The sequence below is a fragment of the Methylocapsa aurea genome (assembly GCF_000746085.1).
Lineage (GTDB): Bacteria > Pseudomonadota > Alphaproteobacteria > Rhizobiales > Beijerinckiaceae > Methylocapsa > Methylocapsa aurea.
In genome coordinates this window covers 51844-78426 of sequence record NZ_JQKO01000011.1, presented here as the reverse complement: position 1 = coordinate 78426, position 26583 = coordinate 51844, and the positions used below count along the sequence as shown (strand labels likewise).

Here is a 26583-nt window from a genome sequence, read left to right as displayed (position 1 = left end):
GAGGATCAACAACATGAGTATCGATCGCGCTGTCATGGCCTTCGCCGGAACGATGATTCTACTGAGCCTCGCGTTCTCGCACTGGATCAGTCCCTATTGGTTGCTGCTGACAGCCTTCGTCGGCCTCAATCTCCTACAGGCGGCCTTCACCGGCTTCTGCCCGGTGGCGATCCTCCTGAAGCATCTCGGCTTCAGGCCGGGATGCGCATTTCTATAACGCCGATGCGCAAAGCAGCGCCCACAAAGGCGCTGGCGGGCAACCAAAGCAAAACCACAACAAACCGGAGAGGAAGCGCTATGCCCAAGGTAGTTGTCATCGGCGCCGGAATTGGCGGGATTCCGATGGCGTTCGAATTGCGCGACATGCTCGGACGCTCGGCCGACGTCACCGTCGTGTCCGATACGGATTATTTCCAATTCGTCCCCTCGAACCCCTGGGTTGCGGTCGGCTGGCGGCGCCCGGAAGACATCAAGATCGCATTGCCTGAAGTCTTCGCCAAGAAAGGCGTCGCCTTTTCCTCCGCCGGCGCAACGCGGCTCTCTCCCGATGAAAACAAGATTTATCTCGGCGATGGGACGACTCTCGATTACGATTATCTTGTCATCGCGACTGGGCCGAAGCTCGCCTTCGACGAGGTGGAAGGCCTTGGCCCGCAAGGCCACACGAAATCGATCTGCGCCGTCGATCATGCCGACCAGGCCTCAAAGCAATGGGAGGCCTTTTGCGCCGACCCCGGCCCGATGGTGGTCGGCGCGGTTCAGGGCGCCTCCTGTTTTGGGCCCGCGTATGAATATGCGCTCTGCGCTGTCACCGACCTTCGCAAGCGCAAGATCCGGGACAAGGTCCCGATGACCTTTGTGACCTCCGAGCCCTACATCGGGCATCTCGGATTGGGCGGCGTCGGCGACACCAAAGGAATGCTGGAATCGATCCTGCGCGACCATGACGTCAAATGGATCACCAATTGCAAAATCGACCGGATCACCGCCGATGGCGTCGAGGCGACCGAGGTCAACGAGGACGGCAGCGTCAAGCGCGCACATAAGCTCGCGTCGAAATTCTCGATGTTTCTGCCGGCATTCCGAGGCGTCGACTGCTTCCGGACCGATGATGGAAAATGGATCGAGGGACTGACCAACCCGCGCGGATTCATCCTCATCGACAAACATCAACGCAACCCCAAATACCGCAACATCTTCGCCGTCGGCGTCTGCACCGCCATTCCGCCGGTCGAGCAGACTCCGGTGCCGACGGGAACTCCAAAAACCGGCTACCTGATCGAGTCGATGGTGACCGCGACTGCCCATAACATCGCCGATCTCATCGCCAATCGGGAGCCGACCCATGAGGCCACCTGGAATGCGGTCTGCCTCGCCGATTTCGGCGACAGCGGCGTCGCCTTCGTGGCCCTGCCGCAGATTCCGCCGCGAAACGTCAACTGGTCGAGCCAGGGCTATTGGGTGCATCTGGCGAAGGTCGCTTTCGAAAAATACTTCCTGCGCAAGATCCGCACCGGGTCGAGCGAACCGGGCTATGAGCGCTATGTCATGAAGAAGCTGGGAATCGAAAGATTGAAACCGGCGGGCAAGCACGCATCCTGAGGCCGCTTGACCTGCTTAAACCCCCGCCGCCTCGATCGCCTTGGCCCGCTGAAGCGCCGGGCGGGCGAGGCAGCGGTCGACATAGGCGCGCAGGGCCGGGCGCGAGGGGACAAGCTTGAAAATATCGATCCCGAAATGGAGATCGAGGCCGATCATGACGTCGGCCGCGGAAAATCGCTCGCCGAGCAGCCAAGGGCCTGTGGCGAGCGCATTTTCCAGCACGTCGAAGACCCGGTCAAAATCGCCAAATCCCGCGCTCTCGGGTCGGACCGAGATATTGGCGGACTTGGCAAGCAAGGCGGGCTCGATGCAGCCCGGCGAAAAGAACAGCCATTGCAGATAGCGCCCGCGGGCCGGATCCCCAATCGGCGGGGCGAGCTCCGCGTCGGGATAGGCCTCCGCGACATAGGCGCAGATGGCGCCAGATTCCGCGACATTTAGCGGCCCGTCGGTCAGCGCCGGAACTTTTGCCATCGGGTTGATGGCGCGAAATTCCGCGCTCTTTTGTTCGCCCGCGGAAAGATCGAGACGAACCCGCTCGTAAGGCGCGCCCGCCTCTTCGAGGACCCAGAGCGCGCGCAAGGACCGCGTTCGCGGCGCCCAGTAAAGCTTGATCATGCAAACCTCCTCCGCTATCGCTAAAGCGGGATGCGAAAGTGGAATCCGGTTTTTCGCGTCAAATCCCGCTCTCTTCTCAACAAGAGATCACGTTTCATGCTTTTAGATGTTTCCATCCAAAAGCATCGTGACCTAAAGCTTACACATGCTCCACCGCGACAATCCCCGGAATGGCCTTGAGCGCGCCGGCAACCTGCGGCGACACCAGATATTTGCCGGGAAGCTTCATTTCGACTTCGCCATTCGCGGTCAAAAGAATCAGCGCGACTTCGCCATCGCCCCGCGCGCTCAAACGCTGCGCGATCTGGCCGAGCGGGTTTTCATCGCGCAGAAAAAGCCGCAACCCTTTTTGCACGCGGCTCGCAGCAAGGTCCAAGGGCTCCGCCGAGGCGATCCGGGCGCGGACGTCCTCGCCTTCGACATTGGCTTGCAGGCCAAGCAGCAGGCAGGCGCCCTTTTCCAGCACATCGCGATATTGGTTGAGACCCTCCTGGAACAGAATCGCTTCATATTGGCCGGACTGATCGGAGAGGGTGACGATCCCCATTTTCGTGCCCGACTTGGTGCGCCGCTCGTGCCGGTCGAGCACCGTCGCGGCGAGGCGCCCGGCGCTGGCGCCTTGCTTGACCGCTCTGGCGAAATCCGCCCAGCGCTGCACCCGAAGCCGGGCGAGAATGGCGCCATAAGCGTCGAGCGGATGGCCGGAGAGAAAGAATCCGACGGCGTCGAACTCGCGCTGCAGCCGCTCCGCCAGCGGCCAGGGGCTGGTTTTTGGAAGCGGCAATTGATCTTCCGCCCCGGCGCAAAACAGCGCGGTCTGGCCGGCGCGGCGCTCCTCGTCGCGCCGATGCGCGAAGGCCAAAATCGCTTCGATCGCGGCGAAGACGCGGGCGCGGTCCGGTTCGAGTTCATCGAACGCCCCTGCTGAAGCCAGACTTTCGAGCATCCGCTTATTCACTTCGCGAGGATTGATCCTGCCGGCGAGATCGCCAAGATCGCGAAACGCCCTTCCTCCTCTCGCCGCGCCGAACGCCGCCGCATGGCCCTCGCCGACGCCCTTGATCGCGGAGAAGGCATAGCGGATGGAAAGGTCGCCCGCCTCATCCGCATGGACGTCGAAATCCGCTCCCGAGGCTTGCACCGAAGGCGGCAGAACCTTGATCCCCAGTCGCCGCGCCTCGTTGCAGAATTCGGCGAGCTTGTCGGTGTTCGATTTATCGAGCGTCATCGAAGCGGCGAGAAATTCGACCGGGTAATTCGCCTTGAACCAGGCGGTCTGATAGGCGATCAGCGCATAGGCTGCGGCATGGCTCTTGTTGAAGCCGTAATCGGCGAATTTGGCGAGCAGGTCGAAGATCTCGTCCGCCTTGGCTTTGGTCAGCCCATTGTCGATGGCGCCGTTGACGAAGCGATCGCGCTGCGCGTCCATCTCGGCCTTTATCTTCTTGCCCATGGCGCGGCGCAACAGGTCCGCTTCTCCGAGCGAGAAGCCTGAGAGCACCTGCGCAATCTGCATCACCTGCTCCTGATAGATGATGACGCCAAAAGTCTCCTTCAGGATCGGCTCGATCATGGGATGGATGTAGTCGGCCTCCTCCTCGCCGAGCTTGACCGCGCAATAGGTCGGAATATTCGCCATCGGGCCTGGCCGGTAGAGCGCGACGAGGGCGATGATGTCCTCGAAACGGTCGGCCCGCATTTCAACCAGCGCCTTGCGCATGCCGGCGCTTTCAAGCTGGAACACGCCGACCGTCTCGCCCCGCCCAAGCATTTCATAGGTCTTCTTGTCGTCCAGCGGAATCTTGGCGAGATCGACGGCAACCCCGCGCCGCGCCAGAAGCTTGACGCAGTTGGACAGCGTCGTCAGCGTCTTGAGGCCGAGAAAATCGAATTTGACGAGACCCGCCGGCTCGACCCATTTCATATTGAACTGGGTCGCCGGCATGTCGGATTTCGGGTCGCGATAGAGCGGCACCAATTCCTCCAGCGGCCGATCGCTGATGACGACGCCGGCGGCGTGGGTGGAGGCGTTGGAGTAGAGCCCTTCGAGCGTCTGCGCGATCTGCAGCATCTTGGCGACGCGCGGCTCGCTGGCGGCGGCTTCCTTCAGCCGCGGCTCGGTCTCGATCGCCTGTTTGAGATTGACCGGCGCCGCCGGATTTTGCGGCACTAGCTTGGCCAGCCGATCGACCTGCCCCAGCGGCATTTCGAGGACGCGGCCAACGTTGCGCATCACCCCGCGCGCCAGAAACGAGCCGAAGGTGATGATCTGCGCCACTTTGTCGTCGCCATAGCGGCGGCGGACATAGGCGATGACCTCGTCGCGCCGGTCCTGGCAAAAATCGATGTCGAAATCGGGCATCGATACGCGTTCGGGATTGAGGAAGCGCTCGAACAAAAGGCCGAATCGGATCGGATCGAGATCGGTGATCGTCAGCGCATAGGCGACCAGCGATCCCGCCCCCGAGCCGCGCCCCGGCCCGACCGGGATGTCTTGCGACTTCGCGTATTTAATGAAATCCGCGACGATCAGGAAATAGCCGGGAAATTTCATCTTGACGATGACGTCGAGTTCGAAGGCGAGCCTTGCGCGATAGTCGTCCGGCGAAAAGCCCGAAGCCGCGCCATGAGCGGCAAGCCGCGCCTCGAGCCCCGCCTCCGCCTCGCCGCGCAGAGCGGCAGCCTCGTCCTCTATGGCGCCGCTTGACCCAAAACGCGGCAGCATTGGTTTGCGGGTCAACGGCCGATAGGCGCAGCGCAGCGCGATCTCGACGGTGTTGGCCGTCGCCTCGGGCAGATCGGCGAAAGCGGCGACCATTTCCGCCCGCGTCTTGAAGCGATGCTCGGGCGAAAGCTGGCGCCGGGCGCCATCGCCGATCACGGTTCCCTCTGCGATGCAGATCAAAGCGTCATGCGCCTCATAATCCGAAGCCGCGGCGAAAAACGTCTCGTTGGTTGCGACCAAGGGAAGAGAAGATCGATAGGCGAGGTCGAGGAGGCGCGGCTCGACCTCGCGCTCGCCGGCAAGGCCATGGCGCTGGAGTTCGATATAGAACCGGTTTGGGAAAAGCCCTTCGAGCGCCGCGCTCCGGGCAAAGGCGCGTTCCGGCCGCGCCGCCGAAAAGGCGCGATCGAGCGGACCGCCAGGACCTCCCGAGAGCGCGATCAAGCCCTCGGTTCGCCCCTGCAGCCGGGCGAGGCGGACATGGGGCGGCTCGCCCGGGTCTGGACCCAGCCACGCGAGCGAGGCGAGATGCATCAGATTGAGATATCCGACGCGGTCTTGCGCCAGCAGCACAATCGGCGCGCGTCCGGCTCCGCTCTCCTCGCCGCGCGGCGCCATCGCAGCGCCATCGCCAAAGTCTAGGGCGATCTGCAAGCCGGCGATCGGCTGCACGCCTTCCTTGGCGAGCTTTTCGGAGAACTCCAAGGCGCCGAACAAATTATTGCTGTCGGTGATCGCCAGAGCCGGCATCCGGTCGGCGAGCGCGAACTTGGCCAGATTGGAAATCGACATCGCTCCTTCGCGCAACGAATAGGAGCTGTGAACGTGGAGATGGACGAAGCCGACATCGGCTGGGACGCGGGCTCGCCGCTGGCCTTCCGGGTCCAAACGGGGCGGAATCGGAGCGGTCACGTCGAGGTCCTTTCGGGATGATCCAACTTAATTTCAAAATGACTTGATCTGACCGACATGATCAAGGGCGCAGGCCAACTCCAAAAAATGTCATTCTTCCTGGCGGATCTTTTTTATACTTTTCAGTCGCCATACTATACATTCGACGATTATTGATGCAAAGCGCTGGCGGACCGAAACTTCTTTCGCTGCGCGCTTTATGTGGCGTTTTCCACAGATCGAAGCCGGCCTTGCCGAGCGCCGCCAGATTTGCTTCGCAAGCTCAAAAGACAGGCGCGCGCGTCCGCTCTATTTCGCGATCGAGCGATTTGAGATAGAGTTTTCGCAGCCCCCTAAGCATTTCCAGTGTTGAGAGCGACCGATGCAAACGCAGATCACCCCCTCGCCCGACCTGGCGTCTGGAAAGTGGACCACGGTTGATCCGATCGAGGCATGCCGCCTGGCGCTCCACAAGAAACCATTCGCCGCGCGTCACCCCCTTGCCGGCCATCCATTGTTTACGATCGACGCCCTGATTCCCGTGGCCGAGGAAGCAGCCAAACGCCGCGGCGATCTCTACGCGGATGTGGGCGACCTGACGATCACCGACAAATGGGGCACGACCCCCGAGCCGACTATGCCCATCCCGAAGATCATCGACCGCATCGAAACGGCGGGCGCGTGGATCGTCATGAAGCATGTCGAGGTCGACCCGAGGTATAAGGCGGTGCTCGATGACTATGCCGATTTCGTGCGCGGGATCGCCGGTCCGGAAGGCGCGAAGCTTCTCCGCAATCCCGAAATGCTGGTGTTCATCACCTCGCCAAACCGGATCACTCCCTTCCATTTCGACGCGGAAGTGAACTTCCTCGTCCAGTTGCAGGGGTCGAAGGATCTCTGGGTGTGCGATCCGTCCGACCGCAGCATCACCACGGAAGAGGAGATCGAGCGCTATTACGGCGTATCCATCACCGCCGGGACGTACAAGCCGCATGCCGAGGAGCGGGCGACCAAGTTCTCGCTTGGGCCAGGGGATGCCGTCCATATTCCCACCCATGCCGGGCACTGGGTGAAGAACCACGACAACATCTCCGTGTCGCTCAGTCTCAACATGGAGTTCCCCAACTGGATGCAGGCGGATGTCCACCGGGCCAACCATTATCTGAGGCGGCTCGGCCTTTCGCCGCGTCCGCCGGGCCGCTCGATCCTCGTCGATAAGTCGAAGGCGGCGGTGATCGACGCGATGCGCACTGCCAAGCGCCTCGTTCGACGCTAACTAAAGGGTTTCCCTGGACAGCCTTGCGCAAGGCGCGATCCAACCCAGACGCGGTCCAATCGCCGCTGGCGGACAAAAACGAACCCCGACGCACGACCGGCATCGGGGTTCGCCTTTCAGATAGGCCAGCGGGAGAAACCTGGCTCGATCAATCTACACGTTCGGGCTTGCGCGCAGCTTTCTTCACCAATAATGCCGATGATAGTAGCCGCCCCATCCATATCCATGGCGGCGCCAGCCGCCATAGCAACCATAGGGACGCCACGGCCGCGGCCCCCAGTAGCGCCAGCCAGGAACCCAGCGGCAGCCGCCATAAGGGCCGCAGATCCAACGCACATTTTCAACGCTTTGCGCGATGTCCTCGGACATCGCGACGGCCGGAGCGAGCCCATTCATAGGCATCGCAGAGGCGGCCGGCGCAGCAAGGCCAAACCCGCCAAGGCCGATCCCGGCGGCCAATATCAAAGTTGGAAATATCCGCATGTTCTCCTCCACCATTCCGGCCAAAGTCTTGGCCGGTCATGAGCCTATGAAGGAGAGCTTCGCGAATCGGCGCTGAAGCTCACATGAGCGGTTCGTTCACGTCCGGTTTAAGGTTTGGGCTTGAGCCCACGCTTACAAGCCGACTATTTCAAAATCTGGCCGAGGAAGGCCTTGGTCCGCTCGTGCTGCGGATCGCTGAAAAAGGCCTCGGGACCGTTGATCTCGACGATAGCGCCGGCATCCATGAAGATCACCCGGTCGGCGACCTGCCGGGCGAAGCCCATTTCATGGGTGACGCAAAGCATGGTCATGCCCTCCCTGGCGAGTTCGGCCATGGTCTCGAGCACTTCCTTGACCATTTCCGGGTCGAGCGATGACGTCGGCTCATCGAACAGCATGATCTTTGGGTTCATGCAAAGCGCCCGCGCGATCGCGACGCGCTGCTGCTGGCCGCCCGACAATTGGCCGGGATATTTATGCGCCTGTTCGGGAATGTGAACCTTGCCGAGGTAATGCAAGGCGATCGCTTCGGCCTCCGCGCGCGCCATCTTGCGCACCTCGATTGGGGCCAGGGTGCAATTCTCCAAAATGGTCAGGTGCGGAAACAGATTGAAATGCTGGAACACCATGCCGACCTCGCGGCGGACTTCGTCGATCTTGCGCAGATCGCCGGTCAGTTCGGTTCCCTCGACTATGATCTTGCCGCTCTGATGCGCCTCCAACCGGTTGATGCAGCGGATCAGGGTCGATTTGCCGGAGCCGGATGGGCCGCAAATGACGATCCTTTCGCCCGGCGCCACGGACAGGTTTATGTCGCGCAGAACATGGAAAGCGCCGAACCATTTATTGACCGCGATGATCTCGATCGCTGGCTTTTGGTTATCTTGCGGCATTGCGGGGTCCATCAGCGGTCGCGCCCGCGCGACAATCGGCGCTCGACAAACAGCGAATAGCGCGACATGCTGAAGCAGAAAACAAAGTAAAACAGAGCAGCGAAGACATAGCCCGTCGCCGAGATCGTCGGACCAGCCCAGACCGGATCGAGGCGCGCCGAATCGACCGTGCGCAGAAAATCAAAAATGCCGACGATCGCGACCAAGGTCGTATCCTTGAAAAGCCCGATGAAGGTATTGACAATGCCCGGGATCACATGGCGCAGCGCCTGTGGCAGGATGATAAACCGCAGCGTCGGCAGGGCGCGCAAGCCGAGCGCCTGCGCGCCCTCGAACTGCCCTTTGGGGATCGCCTGCAAGCCGCCGCGAACCACCTCCGCCATATAGGCCGAGGCGAACAGGGCGACGCCGATCAAGGGCCGGATCAGGCGATCAGGCGCCAGACTTTCCGGCACGAACAGCGGCAGCATCGTATTGGCCATGAACAGAACCGTGATCATCGGCACGCCGCGCACGCATTCGATGAATCCGGCGCAGGCGAGACTGAGCACAGGCAAAGACGAGCGCCGCCCAAGCGCGAGGAGGATGCCCAAGGGCAGCGAGGCGACGATGCCGACGGTCGCGACGAGAAGGCTGACGAAAATGCCGCCCCAGAGGTCGCTGTCGATGGTGGGCAGGCCGAAGCTTGGCGCGCCATGCAGCAGGAGGAAGGAAAGAATTGGATAGGCGAAGAAAAACAGAAACGCGGCTAGCCGCCGGCCGGGCGCATCGAGCCAGAGCAGCCAGACGATCAGCGCGGCGCCAAAGGCAAGCGTCAGATCGACCCGCCAGCGTTGGCCGATGGGATAGGAGCCATAGGCGAAATAAGGCAATTTTCGCGCGATGAAGGCCCAGCAGGCGCCCGCCCCCGGCGCCCGGCAGAGTTCGCCATCGGGCGCCGACCAGACCGCATCGAAAATCAGGAATCGCAGCAGCGGCGGCAGGGCGAGGCCAAGCAGCGCCAGCGCAGCGATGGTCATCATGCTGGAGCGCCAGCCGCCGAACAGATTGTCCCCGATGGCGGCGAAAACGCCTTGGCCGGAAGGCGGCGGCGGGCAGGCCGGGGCGGGGTCTTGCCGAACGAAGGCCGCGGCCCTTGCCGGCGTCGCGGAGAGGGGCTCGCCCGGCACGGCTAACGCTCCACGAGGGCGAAGCGCCGATTGTAGAGATTCATCGCCAGCGACGCGAAAAGCGAGATCGCCAGATAGACCGCCATGGTGATGAAGATCACCTGCACGGCGGCGCCGGTCTGATTGAGCACCGTGCCGGCAAAAACCTGCACGAGATCCGGATAGCCGATGAATACGGCGAGCGATGAGTTCTTGATGAGATTCAGATATTGGCTCGTGAGCAAAGGCGTAATGATCCGCATGGCCTGCGGGACGACGACGAACCGATTGGTCTGCCGGCGCGACAGCCCGAGCGCCGCCGCCGCCTCGCTCTGTCCGCGCGGCACCGCCTCGACGCCGGCGCGCACGATCTCGGCGATGAAGGCGGCGGTATAGAGGCCTAGCCCGAGGACCAGCGCGACGAACTCGGGAAGGAGCCGGACTCCGCCGCTGAAATTGAACCCCTTCAACTCTGGAACGATGAAACTGACCGGCTGCCCGGCAAGAAAATAGGCCGCGACCGGGAGACCTATGAGCAAAGTCGGCCAAAATCGGCCAAGCCGCGCGCCAATGCCGGTCAGCCGCGCCAAGACCGCGACGAGCGCCGCCACAATCACGGCCGCGCCAATCCATTGCGCGCCAGGCCCAAACACCAGTTCGGGCGCGAAAAGCCCACGGTTGTTGAGATACATGCCGAAGGGCAGGACATAGGATTGGCGCGGCGCCGGCAAGGGCTTCAGGACGGCGTTATACCAGAACAGGAGTTGCAGAAGCAGCGGCACATTGCGCAAGGCTTCGACATAGACCATGGCGAATTTGGCGACGATCCAGTTTTTCGAAAGCCGGGCGATCCCGATCGCGAAGCCGACGACCGTCGCCAGAATAAGCCCGAGCGCGGCGGCTAGACCCGTGTTCAAGAGCCCGACAAAGAAGGCGCGGCCATAGGTGGACGTCGCGGAATAAGGGATCAGGGTCAGGTTGATGTCGAACCCGGCGACGTCGTCCAGAAAATCGAAATCGGTCGGTATGCCGCGCGCCTGCATGTTGGCGCGGACATCGACGATGGCCTCGAACAGCACAATTCCGAGCGCGAGAACAAACAGGGTCTGATAGATCCTGCCGCGAATGGCGGGGTCATACCAGAACGCAAGCGGGCCATTTTCGGACCGCGGCGCCATTTCCGGCCCGCTCCCGCCCGGCGTCGAAGGCCTCGCCCCGGATATCATATGGCGCGAGTGCTCGACAGATCAGCGTTGGCGCGCCGACGCAGACCTGCATGGACATCCTGAAGCCGCATCATTTTCTTCCGAAAGCCGGCGGCCGCTTTTCGAAAAATATGCTTAGCGAATCGGCGGAGCATAATGCAGGCCGCCTTTCGACCAGAGCGCATTGACGCCGCGCTTGATCTTCAAACTCGACCCCTCGCCGAGATTGCGGTTGAAAACCTCGCCATAATTGCCGACCAGCTTGACGATGCGATAGGCCCAATCCTCGGTGAGCCCCAGCGGATCGCCGAAATTTCCTTCAAAGCCCAGCAACCGCTTGATCTCGGGATGGAGGGACTTCGCTTTCTCATCGACATTCTTCGACGTCACGCCAAGTTCTTCCGCGTTGAGCATGGCGAAATTCACCCATTTCACGAGGTTGAACCATTGATCGTCGCCCTGCCGAACGAGGGGTCCCAGCGGCTCCTTGGAGATGATCTCGGGCAGCACGACATGCTCATCCGGATTGGCGAGCTTTGGACGCTGGGAATAAAGTCCTGAGGAATCAGTTGTATAGGCATCGCAGCGGCCGGCGTCATAGGCTTTCAGCGCTTCGTCCGCGGTGGCGAAATTGACCGGCTCGTAGTTCATGCCATTGCCGCGAAAGAAATCGGCGAGGTTCAATTCCGTCGTCGTGCCTTGCTGAACGCAGACCGAAGCGCCGGACAATTCCAACGCCGAGGACAGGTTCAGCTTCTTGCGCACCATGAAGCCCTGGCCGTCGTAGTAAGTGACGCCGGCGAATAGGAAGCCCTGGCCTGTCTCGCGCGACATGGTCCAGCTGGTGTTGCGGGCCAAGACATCGACCTCGCCCGATTGCAAGGCGGTGAAGCGATCCTTGGCGCTCAAGGGGATGAATTTCGCCTTGGCGGGGTCATTGAAGATCGCGGCGGCGATGGCGCGGCAAAAATCGATGTCGAGGCCGGTCCAATTGCCCTTGTCGTCCGGCAGGCCGAAGCCAGCCAGGCCGGTATTCGATCCGCACGCCAGGAACCCGCGCTTCTTCACCTGATCGAGCGTGCCCGCCTGCGCAATGGCCGCGACAAGACTAAAGATGGCGGCAAGCGCCAAGGCATTCAACTTGAACATTCAAACGAATCCGAAATGATGCGCGCGAGGACGCGGGGAGCGACGTTGCGGTTGTCGGGCGCAAGCGCGGCCGGCACGTTGAGGCCTTTGCCAAATTGGGTCAAGAGGCGCGCCTTTTTGCGGCCGCCGCCCTTACATTTTGCTTGGCAGCTTGACGGAACAAGGATCAAGCCCCCAGTTTGCGGCGCACGCAAGGCAGACTGGACGCGCCAATGACCGAGACGACTCCCGAAGACCGCACCCGATTGAAGAACCGGACCAAGCTGGTTCACGCCGGCCGCCGCCCGTCCGACCAGCATGGTTTCGTCAATACGCCGATCTATCGCGGCTCGACCGTGCTTTATCCGACATTCGAGGATATTCGCGCCCATAAGGCGCGTTTCACTTATGGCACGAAAGGGACGCCGACGACGGAAGCGCTCGAGGGCGCCTGGACAGAACTCTCGGGGGCGGCGGGAACCGTTCTCGCCCCTTCCGGCCTCGCCGCCGTCACGCTCGCCCTCTTCGCGGCGGTCAAGGCAGGCGATCATATCCTCGTGACCGACTCCGTCTATGGTCCCACCCGCCTGTTCTGCGGAACGGTTCTGGCGCGCATGGGGGTCGAGACGACCTATTACGATCCCTTGATCGGCGCCTCCATCGAAGCGCTGATCCGGCCGAACACCAGCGTGATCTTCCTTGAAACCCCGGGTTCGCAAAGCTTCGAGCTTCAGGATGTTCCGGCGATCGCGGCGGCGGCGCAGGCCAGGGGCATCTGCGCGATTCTCGACAATACCTGGGCGACGCCGCTGTTTTTCCCGCCCCATGCGCGCGGCATGGACATGGCGATCGAAGCCGGAACGAAATATCTCTCCGGCCATTCCGACCTGCTGCTCGGACTCGTCTCGGCCAATGCGCGATGGTTCCCGCGGCTTCGCGCGACCTATGACGCCTTTGCAATGTGCCCGGGTCCGGAGGATGTCTTTCTGGCGCTGCGCGGCCTGCGCACGCTCGACCTCAGGCTGCGGGAGGCGGAGCGGCAAGGGCTCGATCTGGCGCGATGGCTGGCTGGGCGCCCGGAGATCGTCCAGGTCCTGCATCCAGCGCTCCCTTCCTGTCCGGGCCACGCTCTATGGAAACGCGACTTTCTGGGCTCGTCGGGGCTTTTTTCAGCGCTCCTCGCGCCCTGCTCCGACGCCGCGCTCGCGGCGATGCTCGATGGACTGAAACTATTTGGAATGGGCTATTCCTGGGGCGGCTTCGAGAGCCTCGTCATTCCCTTCGATTGCCGCTCCTATCGCAGCGCGACGGTCTGGAGCCCGCCAGGGCCCGCCTTGCGGTTTTCCGTCGGCCTCGAGGACATCGAGGACCTGAAGGACGATCTCGACCAGGGGTTCCAGCGGTTGCGCTCCACCGCCTAAACCCGGCCGCCAATGAAGCGTCGGAGGCGATGAGCCGGTTAAAGACCTAGAGCTGCTTTCTGAGTCCGCCGAAACTGAAAGCGTTCTAGAAGGCTTGCCGGACCTCGCGGTTGTGGGCAAAGTCCAGATCCCTGTCGCGGAGATCCGCTTGCATGCACATCTTGAGGATCGCGCTGCTCGGCCTCGCCGCGATTGTCGCGATCGTTCTGGGTTTGACTTTTCTGCGGAAAGCCAGCCAGCCTGAAACAACTCCTTCCGCGCATCTCGCAAGGAAGCACGCCTCGCCGGAGGCGATCGCCGCGGCGCGGCCCCGCATCGAAGCCAAGCTTGCGGCGACGCCGGAATATTCTGACTTTTTCAACCGCCTGAAGGCCGATTTCCCGGCGGAATATGAGGCTTTCCTCGCCAAGGCGTCGCGGCGCTCGGCTGTCACGGGCGAGACGGGAAGCCCCGATCTCCTCATGATCGAAGCCGCGCGCGCCTTGCGATCCTCGCACGGGATTCTCGCCGCCAAAGCCGAGCGGCCCGCGCTGGATCATGTCTTCGAGATGCAGCTGGCGATGCTGCGCGTGCTCGCCGAAAGGGATCAACGCCTCTGCGTCGATTTCCTTTTCGGTGGCGGCAGCGGCGATTTTCTGAAATTTTCCGCCGAAAATCGCACGCTCTTCGCCGCCGTGGCGAAAGCCGGGATCGACGCCATCAATGACGGACAAAACAAGCGGATCGTGAGAGAGGCGCCGACCCAGAAGGATTTCCAGATGCTGGAAGACCAGCTTCGCGCCAAGGGCCTGGGCAAAGCCGAGATCGAGGCGCTTCTCGACGCGAAAACCACCGATCCCTCGCTCGACGATGTCCGGATGTGCCGCGCCGGCGCGATCTATCTCGAAACGCTGGCCGCCCTGCCCGAACCCGCGCGAATGCGGATTTACAGCTTCGCCGTCCAGCTCATGGCACGGTCGTAGCGTCTGAGCGATTCATCGCTCAGACGCTTTATTTTGGCGCATTCTCCCTGACGCGAATCGGCGTCCACCCGGTCGAAAATGCTCTAGAAAAGCCCCACGACCTTGCCGGCGTCATCGAGGTCGATCTTGATCGCCGACGGCGCCTTGGGCAGGCCCGGCATGGTCATGACGTCGCCGCACACCAGGACGATGAACTCGGCGCCCGCCGCGAGCCTAACTTCGCGGATATTGATCTCATGATTGGTCGGCGCGCCGCGCAGCTTCGAATCCGTGGAGAAGGAATACTGGGTCTTGGCGATGCAAATCGGGTATCCGCCATAGCCCGCTTCCTGCAATTTCTGGATCTGATTGCGGATTTTCGAGTCCGCCGTCACCCCGCTCGCGCCATATAGTTTGGTGGCCACCGCAACCACCTTGTCCCAAAGCGTCGCCGATTCCTCATAGACGAAACGGAAGTCAGCCGGCGTCTTGTCGACGATATCGACGACCAGGCGGGCCAGATCCTCGGCGCCGGCGCCGCCTTGCGCCCAATGCCGGCAGACCACGACCGGGGCTTCGTGATGCGCCATTTTCTTCTTGAGAAGATCGATCTCGGCTTCCGTATCGAAGGTGAAATGGTTGATCGCGACGATGCAGGGAAGGCCGTAGTGGTTGCGAATATTGTTGACGTGACGCTCCAGGTTGGCGATGCCCTTCGTCAAGGCCTCGAGGTTTTCCGCGTTGAGTTCCTTGAGATCGACGCCGCCATGATATTTGAGGGCGCGGATGGTGGCCACGATCACCGCCGCCTGCGGACGCAATCCGGACTTGCGGCATTTTATGTCAACGAATTTTTCGGCCCCGAGATCCGCGCCGAAGCCGGCTTCCGTCACCACATAATCCGACAGTTTCAGCGCCGTCTTGGTGGCGAGAACCGAGTTGCATCCATGAGCGATGTTGGCGAAGGGCCCGCCATGGATGAAGGCGGGGTTGTTTTCGAGCGTTTGCACGAGATTGGGCTGCAAGGCGTTTTTCAGGAGCACGGCCATGGCGCCATGGGCGTTCAGGTCGCCGGCAAGGATCGGCTTCTGCTCCCGCGTATATCCCACCACGATCTTGGCCAAACGGTCCTTCAGGTCCTTGATGGAAGTCGCCAGGCAGAATATCGCCATCACTTCGGAGGCGACGACGATGTCGAATCCGTCCTCGCGCGGAAACCCGTTCGCCGGACCGCCGAGGCCCACGGTGATCTGCCGCAGCGCCCGGTCGTTCATATCGACGACGCGCTTCCAGGCGATGCGCCGGACGTCGAACCCCAACTCATTGCCATGGTGGATGTGATTGTCGATCATAGCGGCCAGCAGATTATGGGCCAGTCCGATCGCGGCGAAGTCGCCCGTAAAATGAAGATTGATCTCCTCCATCGGAACGACTTGCGCATAGCCGCCGCCCGCCGCGCCGCCCTTCATGCCGAAGACCGGGCCGAGCGAGGGCTCGCGCAGGCAGATCGAGGCCTTCTTGCCGATCCGGTTCAGCGCATCGCCAAGGCCAACCGTGGTGGTGGTCTTGCCTTCGCCCGCGGGGGTTGGACTGATCGCGGTCACCAGAATCAGCTTGCCGTCGGGCCGGTCCGCGAGACTATTGATATAGTCCAGCGATATCTTGGCCATGAAGTGGCCGTAGGGCTCGAGATTTTCATCCGCGACGCCTAGCTTTTCGAGCGCCACCTGGGTGATGCGCTGCATCTTGGCTTGCTGGGCAATTTCAATGTCCGCGGGCATGAGTCCCTCCTCTCGAAGCTGCGCTTGCGCCGATTTCGCCGGGCGTCGAATCGGTTCAGCTTTTTCCCTTCGTCGACCCTGCGTTGCGCGCCACCGGCAGCATGGTTCGACTGACGTTCAAATCGATCTAGAGCATGTTCCGAAAAAGTTGATCGACTTTTTCGATCAGAACATGCTCCAACTTATTGATCTGGAGCGAGTTCTTATCGATTAGATGATTCCATCCAATCGGAACGCGCTCTAAGTCAATGCTGCGCCTGAAATGCCAGCCAGCATCCGCGTCGCTTACAACGGTCGAAAGCGTGACCAGATATTGTCGGAGCCGATCACGCTCTCAATCTTACCGACTCGCCGCATGGTCTTATCCAAAAAGCCCCCAGCATCTTGGGACCATGCCTCTAGAGCGCTTTCAGTTTCGGCGGAATCAGAAAGCAGCTCTAGGTCTTTAGTTTTATCGCATTCTCTTAACGTGAACCGGCATCCACTTCGCTCGAAAATGCTCTAGGCTTCCACCACGTTTTGCGGCTTTCCAGCGACAAAGGCCTCGACATTATCGATGAGCTGATCGGCGAGGATTTGCATCGCCTCGCGGCTCGCCCAGGCGACATGCGGCGTTATGATGAAATTCGGCAGCTTCAGATCGAGCAGGATATTGCCCTGCTTGGGCGGCTCCGTGGTCAGCACGTCGAAGCCGGCCCCGCCAATGACGCCCTGCGTCAGCGCTTGCGCCAAGGCCTCCTCGTCGACGAGGCCGCCACGGCCGGTATTGATCAGAATGGCGCCCGGCTTCATCAGCTTCAATTCACGCTCGCCGATCATGTTTTTTGTCTCGGCCGTCAGCGGCGCATGGAGCGTGATGATGTCGCTCTCGCGCAGCAAGGTTTCCAAATCGACGAGGCCCGGTTGCGGGAACGCGTCATAGGGCAACACCTTCATCTCGAAGGCTTCCGCAATTCGCGCGACCGCCTTGCCGATCGCGCCATAGCCGATGATGCCGATGGTCGAACCGCGCATGTCGTGGATCGGATGGTCGAAGAAGCAAAACTGGTCGCATTCCTGCCAGCGCCCGGCGCGCACATCGTCTCGATAGGCGAGGATGTTGCGGCGCAGCGCGAACGCAAGCGCGAAGACATGCTCCGGAACTGTATTGAAGGCATAGTTGCGGATGTTCGAGACGATAATGCCATGCGCCTTGGCGTAGCCCTTATCGACCACATCGGTGCCGGTCGCCGCCACCGCGATCAATTTGAGATTGGGAAGCTTGGCGAGCGTCGCCTCGCGCATCGGCACCTTGTTGATGATTGCGATCGTGGCGTCGCCGAGCCGGTCGACGATCTCGTCGACCGTTGTGACCGGATATTCCTTGTAGCTATGCGGGAAATTGGGCGTCCGCAGATTGGCCTCGAGGGTCGAACGGTCGAGAAAGACGATCGAGTGTTGCACGGCGTGATCTCTCTTAAAGCGCGTTGTCGCTCTTCAACAATTGCCAAGGGTTTAGGCCATGCTCGCGGCGGCGCGCCGCCCGCGCTGGGGCGCTTCGAGCCTGAGCGGCGCAGCGCGACCGGACGCGGACCGCCGCGGACGACGCGAGACATTCTTGAAACCTGAGCGGGCTCCCGATCAACCTTGATCGGAAACCCGCTTTGGGACGTTAGGGTCTCAGCGGCTTAGTCGTTGAGAACGCCTTCCGGATGGACTTCGGCGAAGCGCTCCTGTTCGGTCGGCTTCTTTTCCTTGGCCATGACATGCGCGCGGAAATGCGCCTGCGCCGCGCCGACGCCGCTGCCGAGTTTGACGTCGATGCCGACATCGGCCATCGCCATTTCCGCGCCGCCAATGGCACCAAGGACCATGAGGTCGTTGAGATCGCCAAGATGGCCGATGCGGAACACTTTTCCGGCGACCTGCGACAGACCGGCGCCGAGCGACAGATTATAGCGGCGATAGGCAGCGTCGATCACGTCGGCGCCGTTGATTCCCGGCGGAACCACAATCGCGGTGACCGTGTCCGAATACCATTTCGGCTCCGTGGCGCAGGGCTTGAGACCCCAGGCCTTGACCGCAGCGCGGACGCCGCCGGCCAGAACATGATGACGTTCGAACACGTGTTCGAGCTTTTCCTCAAACAGGATCTTGAGCGACTCGCGCAGGCCGTACAGCATCGGCAGCGCCGGCGTGTAGGGGAAATAGCCCGTCGCGTTGGCCTTGATCATGTCGTTGAAATCGAAGAAGACGCGTTTCAGTCCAGCGGTCTTGCTGGCCTCGAGCGCGCGCGGGCTGGCGCAGACGATGCCAAGGCCCGCCGGCAGCATAAGACCCTTTTGCGAACCGGCGATGGCGAGATCGACGCGCCATTCGTCGGTGCGGAAATCGAGGCTGCCGATCGAGCTCACGCCGTCGACGAAAAGAAGCGCCGGATGATTGGCGGCGTCGATGGCCTTGCGCACGGCGCCGATGTCGCTTGTGACGCCGGTCGCGGTCTCATTGTGAACCGCCATGACGCCCTTGATCGCATGCGCCTTGTCCGCGCGCAGGATCTCCTCGATCTTCTCCGGCTTCACGCCGGTGCCCCACTCCTCCTCGAGCACCTGCACATCGAGGCCGAGCCGCTGGGCCATGTCGATCCACAAATGGCTGAACTGGCCGAAACGCGAGGCGAGCACTTTGTCGCCGGGCGACAAAGTATTGCTGAACCCAGCCTCCCAAGCGCCAGTGCCGGACGATGGAAAAATGAACACCTGTCCGTCGGTGCTCTTGAAGACCTTCTTCAGATCCTGGAATAACGGCAATGTCAGCTCGGGAAATTTCGAGGACCGATGGTCCTCCATCGCCACGAGCATGGCCCGCAAAACGCGGTCTGGCACATTGGTCGGTCCAGGGACAAAAAGAAAGTGGCGGCCCGCCATAGTGAATCCTCCATTTTATTGCCGGCGGCAATATCCACGAAAATAACGCCAACCACAAGTCAGCGCCAAACAGCCTTTCGCCGCGCTAAAAAATGCGCGCGCGTTGTCCTATCGCACAGATTCGCATCTCACAAGTGACCGTCCGCCGTCAGCAACGCACGAGGATGGCGCGAAAATCATTCACATTGGTGCGCGTCGGTCCGGTGACGACGAGATCGCCAATGGCCGAAAAGAATCCATAGCCATCATTGTCCGCAAGTCGCGCCTTGGCGCCAACGCCGATCGCGGCGGCGCGCGCTATGCTGTCAGGCGCCAGCACGGCGCCTGCGTTATCTTCCGTGCCATCGATCCCATCGGTGTCAGCGGCGAGCGCATGGATGCCAGGATGGCCGTCCAAGGCGACGGCGAGCGCCAGAAGGAATTCCGCATTGCGGCCGCCGCGGCCCGTCCCGCGCACCGTGACGGTGGTCTCGCCGCCCGAGATCAGGACGCAGGGAGGAGCCAAAGGCTGATCGAAATCATAGGATTGACGCGCGATCGCCGCATGCACCAAAGCAACGTCGCGGGCCTCGCCCTCGATCGCATTGGCGAGGATGAGGGGCGTCGCGCCCGCGCTCCGCGCCACCGCAGCAGCGGCTTCAAGGGAGGATTGCGGCGTTGCGATCATGACATTGGCGACCCCAGCCAGCCGCGGATCGCCGGGCTTCAGCGTCTCCGCTTGCGGCGAGCCAAGATGCGCGAGGACGTTATCCGGCGCGGCGATCGCATATTTGCGCAGGATGGCGAGCGCCTCCGCCGCGGTCGTCGGATCGGCGACCGTTGGCCCGGAGGCGATGACGCAAGGATCGTCGCCCGGCACGTCCGAGATCATCAGCGCGACCACCCGGGCCGGCGCCGCGGCTGCGGCAAGCCTGCCGCCCTTGATCGCCGAGAGATGTTTGCGCACGCAATTCATTTCGGAAATGGTCGCGCCGCTCTTCAACAGGGCTTTATTAATGGCCTGCTTATCGGTCAAGCTCACGCCGGGCGCCGGCAAAGCGAGCAAAGAGGAGCCGCCGCCCGAAATGAGGCAAAGCACCAGATCGTCGGCGGTAAGACCTTGAACCATTGAAAGAATGCGCTCGGCCGCCTCCCTTCCAGCGGCGTCCGGCACCGGATGGCCCGCCTCGACGACCTCAATGGCCCGGCAGGGCGCGCCATGCCCATAGCGGGTGACGACGAGTCCTTCGATCGGCCCCGGCCAATGATCTTCGACCGCCTTGGCCATGGCGCCCGCCGCCTTGCCGGCGCCGACCACAATGGTTCGGCCAGCGGGCCGAGGCGGCAGATGCGGCGGAACGCACCGCTCGGGCGAGGCCGCGCCCACCGCCGCGTCAAACATGTTCAAAAGCAGTTGGCGAGGATCGAAAGCCATGGCAAGTTGAATCCGCCTTAACGTCGTTTGCCGGGTTCTTGAAATCGGCGATTTCTTGGGCGCGATTTCTTTCAGAGATAGGAAATTCGAGACAAGAGAAATCGGAAGAAGAGAATTAGGAAGCTGATCGATCGGCAATCGACCGCGCCGGTTTCAAAATGGCCGCCGCGTCGCGCTTCCCCCTGGAGCCGCCCCGCAAGCCGGGTCTTCTTATTGCGCCTGATGACGCCGTTCTATAACCGCAAATGTCGGTCTTTCAACCCTTTTCTCATCCAACCGTTTCTGATCCGACCCTTTAATGTTTCTGCTCCGGCTCCCGCCGCCTTTTGAAAACTTAGCGAGACCAAGCCCCATCCGAGACAAATAAATGCGTTACAAAGTGATGTTACGGGACGTTCTCGTTTTTACGGGCGCCGGGACTTCAGCCGCCAAAACGCCAACCACAAAATGCCCGCCACGAAGACTCCGGCGGCGGAATTTCCCGGCTGCGAAGACTTTTGGCAGTTGCGGTCGGCCAAGAAGCGCCATTTGTCGGACGGCGCGGTCGGGAACGCGACAGGCTGCTTGCCCCGCCGCCGCCGCCGGTCTAGACAATGATGAAAGTTAACGGTCGCCACAGTCAGGATTGAAGGAAAAGCTTTCGCGTGGCGCCGTGGCGGCGATGTTTCGGCCGGCGGCGCCCGCGTCAAGACAAGCAAGCTGAAAGGGCAGCACGAAAGTTCCGCGAGCGCGCGATCAAGGGATGTGTAACGGGCGAGCCCGCGCCAAGCGGAGGGGCCCCGCAATGTGGAGGAGGCGAAGCTGGACATTCACGAATATCAGGCCAAGGAAATATTGGCCAACTTCGGCGTTGCGACGCCCAAGGGCGCTGTCGCCTATAGTCCCGAACAGGCCGTCTATTGCGCCACCGAGCTTGGCGGCTGGCATTGGGCGGTCAAGGCGCAAATCCATTCCGGCGGCCGCGGCAAGGCCGGCGGCGTCAAACTGTGCAAGACCTACAATGAAGTGCGCGCGGCCGCGACCGAGCTCTTGGGCGCGACCCTCGTCACCAATCAGACAGGCCCCGAGGGCAAAGTCGTCCAGCGGGTCTATATCGAGGTCGCCGAACCTTTCGATCGCGAGATCTATTTGGGCTTCGTGCTCGACCGCAAAGTGGAGCGCGTGCGGATCATCGCCTCGCGCTTCGGCGGCATGGAAATCGAGGAAATCGCCAAGGATCATCCCGAGGAGATCCTCCAGGTGGTGGTCGAACCGGCGGTCGGCCTGCAGGCTTTCGAGGCGCGCGAAATCGCATTCGGCCTCGGGCTCAATCTCAAGCAGGTCAGCCGCGCCGTCGCCACCATGCTCGGCTGCTATCGCGCCTTCCGCGATCTCGACGCGACCATGGTCGAGATCAATCCCCTGGTGCTGACGCCAGACGATCGCGTTCTGGCCCTCGACGCCAAGATGTCGTTCGACGACAACGCGCTGTTTCGCCGCGGCAATATCGCCGACATGCGCGACCACTCGCAGGAAGACCCGCGCGAGGTGCAGGCCGCCGAGCATAATCTCAATTATGTCGGCCTCGATGGCGACATCGGCTGCATCGTCAATGGCGCCGGCCTCGCGATGGCCACGATGGACATGATCAAATATGCCGGCGGCAATCCCGCCAACTTCCTCGACGTCGGCGGCGGTGCTTCGCCGGAGCGGGTCGCGGCGGCGTTCCGCCTGGTCTTGTCCGACCGCAACGTGAAGGCCATTCTGGTCAACGTGTTCGCCGGGATCAATCGATGCGATTGGGTAGCCGAGGGCGTCGTCCGCGCCTGCCGCGAAATCGACGTCGACGTTCCGCTCGTGGTGCGCCTCGCCGGCACCAATTTCGAAGCCGGCCGAGAGATCATCGCGAAAAGCGGCCTGCCGATCATCTCCGCCGACACGCTCGCCGAAGCCGCGTCGGCGGCGGTCGCGGCGGTGGCCACGGCGCCGAAGCGTCGCGCAGCCGCGACCTGATTGGCGACCTGAATTTGGAATGACCTAACCCGCGACGGCCGGGGCTCCCTCTTGCGCGCGATCAGTGGCGCCGCCCCGCCGTTTTGTTTTGGCGCATTTTCTTGACGCGAATCTCTCTAGCTTCGCCGGAAAATGCTCTCCGCGAGTAGCCGATATGAGCATATTAATCGATGAAAACAGCCGGATCCTGGTGCAGGGCTTCACCGGCGACAAAGGCACATTCCACGCCAAGGAAATGATCGCGTGCGGGACCAAGGTGGTCGGCGGCGTCACGCCCGGCAAGGGCGGCTCCACGCATCTCGGCCTGCCGGTGTTCAACACGGTGAAGGAGGCGGTGCGGGCAACCGACGCGACCGCCAGCATCACCTTCGTCGCGCCGCCCTATTGCGCCGACGCGATCATGGAGGCCGCCGATGCGGGGATCCAGCTCGTCTGCTCGATCACCGATGGGATTCCGGCGCAAGACATGATGCGCGTGAAGCGCTATCTGCTGCGCTATCAGCGCGGGCGCAGAACCTTGATGGTCGGGCCCAACTGCGCCGGCATCATCAGTCCCGGCAAGGCCATGCTCGGCATCATGCCCAGCAACATCTACATGCGGGGGGCCGTCGGAATCGTCTCCCGCTCGGGCACGCTCGGCTATGAAGCGGCGGCGCAGATGAAGGACCTTGGCATCGGCGTTTCGACCAGCGTCGGCATCGGCGGCGATCCGATCAATGGCAGCTCCTTCCTCGATCATTTGATTCTCTTCGAGCAGGATCCGGAGACGCAGGCGGTCATGATGATCGGCGAGATCGGCGGCCCGCAGGAAGCCGAGGCCGCGGCCTGGATCAAGGACAACATGACCAAACCCGTGGTCGGCTACGTCGCCGGCCTCACCGCGCCGAAGGGCCGGCGCATGGGCCACGCCGGCGCGATCATCTCGGCGACCGGCGACAGCGCCGCCGAGAAATCCGAAATCATGAAATCCTACGGACTAACGGTGGCGCCAAGCCCAAGCGAACTCGGCGCCACGATGGCGAAGGTCCTAGGCGCGGCGCGGCCACACTGAACGGCGGGCGACCGCTTTCTAAAAGACCTATTTCCAAGAGCCGCCGAGACAGGCTCGGCGCTCTGAAAATGCACAATGCCCGGACGCCTTTCGCTCAACGCGATCGGACGGCGCCCGGCCCCTCCAGGGTTCTTCGCACGACAAAGGCCAGCAGGCCGAAGCCACGCGAACGATCGTCGCGAGCGGCTTCACGCAAATGGTCTTGAGCGGGAGCTCCCTTGCGGATCGGATCGCGGCGGAATGCCCTCCCCGCGGCCGCGATCAAACCATGGATTTCGACATGATCAACGCCGACATGATGAATGGAACGGGAAGCCTGGCGGCGCGTCCCGGCGGGCGCCTCCCATGATAGAGCGCGATCTCACCACCCCTGCCGGACGGATCGCCGCCGAAGCTGGCGCCGACTCCGCATTGAGCGGCGATGAAGCCGCCGACATCCTCTTTCAACTTCTTCTCGACATCGCCCACCGTCTGCATCCGGAGATCGAGTCGGTGCTGGTCGGCGACGCCAAAGTCGCCGATTTAACGCCGGAGTTGCTCTCCCGGGTGTTCCAGGTCCATGGAATCTGGTTCCAGCTGCTGGCGATCGTCGAACAGCATTCGGCCATGCGCGAGCGGCGGCATGTCGAGCGCGAGCTCGGCGCCGAGGCGGTGCAAGGCACATTCTCCAATCTGGCGAGCCGGGCCGCGGAGCTCGGCATAAAGGCGCCGGAGCTTCGCGACAAGCTCGCCTCGATGCGCATCCGGCCTGTCATCACCGCCCATCCGACAGAGGCCAAGCGCGTCACCGTTCTCGAAAAGCACCGCCGGATCTATCGGCTTCTGGTCGAGTTGGAGCAGCCGCGGTGGACGGCGCGCGAACGCGCCGCCCTGATCGACCAGTTGCGCGACGAAATCGAACTGCTCTGGATGACCGGCGAACTGCGTCTCGAGAAGCCCTCGGTCGATCAGGAGGTCGCCTGGGGCCTGCATTTCTTCCACGAGACGCTGTTTGACGGCGTTCCCGAACTCTTGAAAAAGCTCGATCGGGCGCTCCAGCGGTTCTATCCCGGCGAACGTTTCCCGCTGACGCCATTCTTCCAATTCGGCTCCTGGATCGGCGGCGATCGGGACGGCAATCCCTTCGTCACCAACGAAGTCACGGCCCGCGCCCTCACCGAAAACGCGCTGGCCAGTTTGCGCTACTATGACGAGCGGCTCAGCCAGCTCCTCGAAAGAATGTCGATCACCGAACGCGCCCTCCCTCCGCCGGACGCCTTTCGGGCGACGCTCGCCCGCGCTTTGGCCGAGACCGGAGAGGGCGATGGGATCGCTCAACGCAATCCCGGCGAACCGTACCGGCAATTCCTGTCCTGCATGCTGCGCAAGCTCAAGACGACCATTCTTCGCGCCGACCATAATTGGTCCGGCGGCGCCGCCTACTACGCCAATGCCGATGAACTGATCGCCGACCTTGCCGTGATGGAGGAAGCGCTGGGCGAAAGCGGCAGCGCCGCCCTCGCCGGCGATCTCGTGCGGCCCGTCCGTTGGGCGGCGGAGGTCTTCCGCTTCCGCACCGTCCGGCTCGATCTGCGCGAGAACACGACGCGGCTGACCCAGACATTGCAGGCGCTGTGGCGCGCCACCGCCGGCAAGAATGGAGGCGAGCCGCCCGATCCCGAAGGCGAGGCATGGAAGGCCTGGATCATGGCCGAACTGGCCCGGCCGCGTCAGGGTCTTGGAGCCGATCCCGCGTTGCCGCCGGAAGCTTTGGAGACCTTTGGAATGTTCAAGCTCGCGCGCGATCAGCGCGAGGAATTCGACCGCGAAGCCTTCGGCAGCTTCATTTTGAGCATGACCCGCTCGGCCGCCGATGTTCTTGGCGCCTATCTTCTGGCCAAGGAGGCAGGGCTGTTCCGCGACGCCGCCGGGGTCGAGGCCTGCACCCTGCCGATCACGCCGCTCTTCGAGACCATCACCGATTTGCGCGCCGCCCCGGCCATCATGCGGGAATTGCTGGCGCTTCCCCTGGTGCGGCGCAGCGCCCGCGCCCAGGGCGGGGTGCAGGAAGTGATGATCGGCTATTCCGACTCCAACAAGGACGGCGGATTCCTGTCCTCGAATTGGGAATTGGCGAAGGCGCAAACCCGGCTGACCAAGATCGGCAACGAAAACGGCGTCGCCATCGCCTTTTTCCACGGCCGCGGCGGCTCCGTCAGCCGGGGCGGCTCGCCCACCGCGCAAGCGATCGCGGCGCAGCCGGCCGGCTCGATCCGCGGCGGGTTCCGGGTCACCGAACAAGGCGAGGTCGTATCGTTCAAATACGCCAATCGCGGCACTGCGGCCTATCAGATGGAAGTGCTGGCGGCCGGCGTGTTCGAACATGCGCTGATCTCCGAGCGCGAGGAGGCGCTGACGCCTCGGGCCGAGTTCGACGAGGCTATGGAGGCGCTGTCGGGCACGGCGCATGCTGCCTATGTCGGCCTGATTAGCCACCCGGGGCTTCTGGCCTATTTCCAGGCGGCGAGCCCGCTTGACGAAATCTCGCTGCTCAATATCGGCTCGCGCCCGGCGCGCCGCTTTGGCGCGCGCACCTTGAGCGATCTCAGAGCCATCCCTTGGGTCTTCGCCTGGTCGCAGAATCGGCATGTCATCACCGGATGGTATGGGGTCGGGAGCGGAATCGCGAGCTTCCTCGACGTGCGCAAGGAACGCGGGCTGGCGCTGCTGCGCCGCATGTTCGCGGAGTCGCGCCTGTTCCGACTGATCATCGGCGAGGTCGAAAAGACATTGTGTCTGGTCGATCTGGAGATCGCCCGCGACTATGCGAGCCTCGTCCCCGACGCCGAAGCGCGCGGCGCCATCTTCGGCATGATCGAGAACGAACTGGCGCTGACCCGCGACATGATCCTCCACATCAGTCAGGAGGGCCAGATCGCGGAGAGGTTCCCGGCCTACCGGTCCCGCCTCGAACATCGGCTGCCGACGATCAACAAAGTCAATCGCGAACAGGTCGAGTTGCTGCGCGGCTTTCGCGCGTCAACGAATGAACTGGCCAAGGAAGCCTATAAATCCAACCTGCTGCTGTCGATCAACTGCATTGCCAGCGGCCTTGGCGCCACCGGCTGA

The 26583-nt window shown here is 62.4% G+C and carries 19 protein-coding genes; 8 read left to right on the top strand and 11 right to left on the bottom strand.

Going from position 1 to position 26583, the window contains the following annotated elements; all coding sequences use genetic code 11:
- Positions 1-13 precede the first annotated feature (13 nt).
- Positions 14-217 (top strand): YgaP family membrane protein, encoded by a 204-nt coding sequence (locus DL86_RS09010; protein WP_036260496.1) that lies wholly within the window; start codon positions 14-16, stop codon positions 215-217.
- A gap of 80 nt (positions 218-297) precedes the next feature.
- Positions 298-1602 carry an NAD(P)/FAD-dependent oxidoreductase gene (locus DL86_RS09005; RefSeq protein ID WP_036260618.1) on the top strand — a complete coding sequence of 435 codons (1305 nt, stop codon included), beginning with the start codon at positions 298-300 and terminating at the stop codon, positions 1600-1602.
- 15 nt (positions 1603-1617) lie between these two features.
- Here DL86_RS09005 and DL86_RS09000 read toward each other — a convergent pair whose 3' ends face one another.
- Positions 1618-2220, bottom strand: coding sequence for a glutathione S-transferase family protein (locus tag DL86_RS09000; RefSeq protein ID WP_036260494.1), 603 nt, complete (start codon positions 2218-2220; stop codon positions 1618-1620).
- 139 nt (positions 2221-2359) lie between these two features.
- Positions 2360-5857: a DNA polymerase III subunit alpha gene (dnaE, locus tag DL86_RS08995; RefSeq protein WP_245276315.1), complete on the bottom strand. Its 3498-nt coding sequence runs from the start codon at positions 5855-5857 to the stop codon at positions 2360-2362.
- A 361-nt stretch (positions 5858-6218) separates the two neighbouring features.
- Between dnaE and DL86_RS08990 the strand changes: the two genes are divergently transcribed.
- On the top strand, positions 6219-7112 hold the full coding sequence (locus tag DL86_RS08990) for a cupin-like domain-containing protein (protein WP_051953049.1): 894 nt from the start codon (positions 6219-6221) through the stop codon (positions 7110-7112).
- A 183-nt stretch (positions 7113-7295) separates the two neighbouring features.
- Here the strand turns inward: DL86_RS08990 and DL86_RS08985 are convergent, their stop codons facing one another.
- The 5 genes from DL86_RS08985 to DL86_RS08965 form a co-directional block, all read right to left on the bottom strand.
- Complete coding sequence (locus DL86_RS08985) at positions 7296-7595, bottom strand: hypothetical protein (protein WP_156964553.1); 300 nt, start codon at positions 7593-7595, stop codon at positions 7296-7298.
- Between the two features lie 143 nt (positions 7596-7738).
- The gene (locus tag DL86_RS08980) at positions 7739-8488 is read right to left on the bottom strand and encodes an amino acid ABC transporter ATP-binding protein (protein ID WP_202899183.1); all 750 of its coding nucleotides are present in this window, start codon (positions 8486-8488) and stop codon (positions 7739-7741) included.
- An 11-nt stretch (positions 8489-8499) separates the two neighbouring features.
- Positions 8500-9657, bottom strand: a complete 1158-nt coding sequence (locus tag DL86_RS08975) for an amino acid ABC transporter permease (RefSeq protein WP_036260487.1) — start codon at positions 9655-9657, stop codon at positions 8500-8502.
- 2 nt (positions 9658-9659) lie between these two features.
- Positions 9660-10814: an amino acid ABC transporter permease gene (locus DL86_RS08970; protein WP_051953083.1), complete on the bottom strand. Its 1155-nt coding sequence runs from the start codon at positions 10812-10814 to the stop codon at positions 9660-9662.
- 162 nt (positions 10815-10976) lie between these two features.
- Positions 10977-11990 carry an amino acid ABC transporter substrate-binding protein gene (locus DL86_RS08965; RefSeq protein ID WP_036260485.1) on the bottom strand — a complete coding sequence of 338 codons (1014 nt, stop codon included), beginning with the start codon at positions 11988-11990 and terminating at the stop codon, positions 10977-10979.
- A 212-nt stretch (positions 11991-12202) separates the two neighbouring features.
- Here DL86_RS08965 and metC point away from each other — a divergent pair, with 212 nt between their 5' ends.
- Together metC and DL86_RS08950 are read left to right on the top strand one after the other, a co-directional pair.
- The gene (gene metC / locus DL86_RS08955; protein ID WP_036260610.1) at positions 12203-13390 is read left to right on the top strand and encodes a cystathionine beta-lyase; all 1188 of its coding nucleotides are present in this window, start codon (positions 12203-12205) and stop codon (positions 13388-13390) included.
- A gap of 152 nt (positions 13391-13542) precedes the next feature.
- Entirely contained in the window at positions 13543-14352 is an 810-nt protein-coding gene (locus DL86_RS08950; RefSeq protein WP_036260481.1) for a hypothetical protein, read from the top strand.
- Between the two features lie 83 nt (positions 14353-14435).
- Here DL86_RS08950 and DL86_RS08945 read toward each other — a convergent pair whose 3' ends face one another.
- From DL86_RS08945 to DL86_RS08925, 4 genes are all read right to left on the bottom strand, one after another.
- Positions 14436-16112, bottom strand: coding sequence for a formate--tetrahydrofolate ligase (locus DL86_RS08945; protein ID WP_036260479.1), 1677 nt, complete (start codon positions 16110-16112; stop codon positions 14436-14438).
- A gap of 501 nt (positions 16113-16613) precedes the next feature.
- Positions 16614-17555 carry a D-2-hydroxyacid dehydrogenase gene (locus DL86_RS08935; RefSeq protein WP_036260473.1) on the bottom strand — a complete coding sequence of 314 codons (942 nt, stop codon included), beginning with the start codon at positions 17553-17555 and terminating at the stop codon, positions 16614-16616.
- 224 nt (positions 17556-17779) lie between these two features.
- Positions 17780-19018: an aminotransferase class V-fold PLP-dependent enzyme gene (locus DL86_RS08930; protein ID WP_036260471.1), complete on the bottom strand. Its 1239-nt coding sequence runs from the start codon at positions 19016-19018 to the stop codon at positions 17780-17782.
- 148 nt (positions 19019-19166) lie between these two features.
- Positions 19167-20432, bottom strand: coding sequence for a glycerate kinase type-2 family protein (locus DL86_RS08925; protein WP_036260608.1), 1266 nt, complete (start codon positions 20430-20432; stop codon positions 19167-19169).
- 801 nt (positions 20433-21233) lie between these two features.
- Here DL86_RS08925 and DL86_RS08915 point away from each other — a divergent pair.
- The 3 genes from DL86_RS08915 to DL86_RS08905 all read left to right on the top strand — a co-directional run bounded on the left by DL86_RS08915 (position 21234) and on the right by DL86_RS08905 (position 26583).
- Positions 21234-22424 (top strand): malate--CoA ligase subunit beta, encoded by a 1191-nt coding sequence (locus DL86_RS08915; RefSeq protein WP_036260605.1) that lies wholly within the window; start codon positions 21234-21236, stop codon positions 22422-22424.
- A gap of 154 nt (positions 22425-22578) precedes the next feature.
- Positions 22579-23475, top strand: a complete 897-nt coding sequence (gene sucD, locus DL86_RS08910) for a succinate--CoA ligase subunit alpha (protein ID WP_036260468.1) — start codon at positions 22579-22581, stop codon at positions 23473-23475.
- Positions 23476-23820: 345 nt separating this feature from the next.
- Complete coding sequence (locus DL86_RS08905) at positions 23821-26583, top strand: phosphoenolpyruvate carboxylase (protein ID WP_036260467.1); 2763 nt, start codon at positions 23821-23823, stop codon at positions 26581-26583.

Bases quoted from the DNA above. Each gene is read 5' to 3' on its own strand.
- DL86_RS09010 (WP_036260496.1), top strand. From the start codon at position 14: ATGAGTATCGATCGCGCTGTCATGGCCTTCGCCGGAACGATGATTCTA.
- DL86_RS09005 (WP_036260618.1), top strand. From the start codon at position 298: ATGCCCAAGGTAGTTGTCATCGGCGCCGGAATTGGCGGGATTCCGATG.
- DL86_RS09000 (WP_036260494.1), bottom strand. From the start codon at position 2,220: ATGATCAAGCTTTACTGGGCGCCGCGAACGCGGTCCTTGCGCGCGCTC.
- DL86_RS08990 (WP_051953049.1), top strand. From the start codon at position 6,219: ATGCAAACGCAGATCACCCCCTCGCCCGACCTGGCGTCTGGAAAGTGG.
- DL86_RS08985 (WP_156964553.1), bottom strand. From the start codon at position 7,595: ATGCGGATATTTCCAACTTTGATATTGGCCGCCGGGATCGGCCTTGGC.
- DL86_RS08980 (WP_202899183.1), bottom strand. From the start codon at position 8,488: ATGCCGCAAGATAACCAAAAGCCAGCGATCGAGATCATCGCGGTCAAT.
- DL86_RS08970 (WP_051953083.1), bottom strand. From the start codon at position 10,814: ATGGCGCCGCGGTCCGAAAATGGCCCGCTTGCGTTCTGGTATGACCCC.
- DL86_RS08965 (WP_036260485.1), bottom strand. From the start codon at position 11,990: ATGTTCAAGTTGAATGCCTTGGCGCTTGCCGCCATCTTTAGTCTTGTC.
- metC (WP_036260610.1), top strand. From the start codon at position 12,203: ATGACCGAGACGACTCCCGAAGACCGCACCCGATTGAAGAACCGGACC.
- DL86_RS08950 (WP_036260481.1), top strand. From the start codon at position 13,543: ATGCACATCTTGAGGATCGCGCTGCTCGGCCTCGCCGCGATTGTCGCG.
- DL86_RS08945 (WP_036260479.1), bottom strand. From the start codon at position 16,112: ATGCCCGCGGACATTGAAATTGCCCAGCAAGCCAAGATGCAGCGCATC.
- DL86_RS08930 (WP_036260471.1), bottom strand. From the start codon at position 19,018: ATGGCGGGCCGCCACTTTCTTTTTGTCCCTGGACCGACCAATGTGCCA.
- DL86_RS08925 (WP_036260608.1), bottom strand. From the start codon at position 20,432: ATGGCTTTCGATCCTCGCCAACTGCTTTTGAACATGTTTGACGCGGCG.
- sucD (WP_036260468.1), top strand. From the start codon at position 22,579: ATGAGCATATTAATCGATGAAAACAGCCGGATCCTGGTGCAGGGCTTC.
- DL86_RS08905 (WP_036260467.1), top strand. From the start codon at position 23,821: ATGATAGAGCGCGATCTCACCACCCCTGCCGGACGGATCGCCGCCGAA.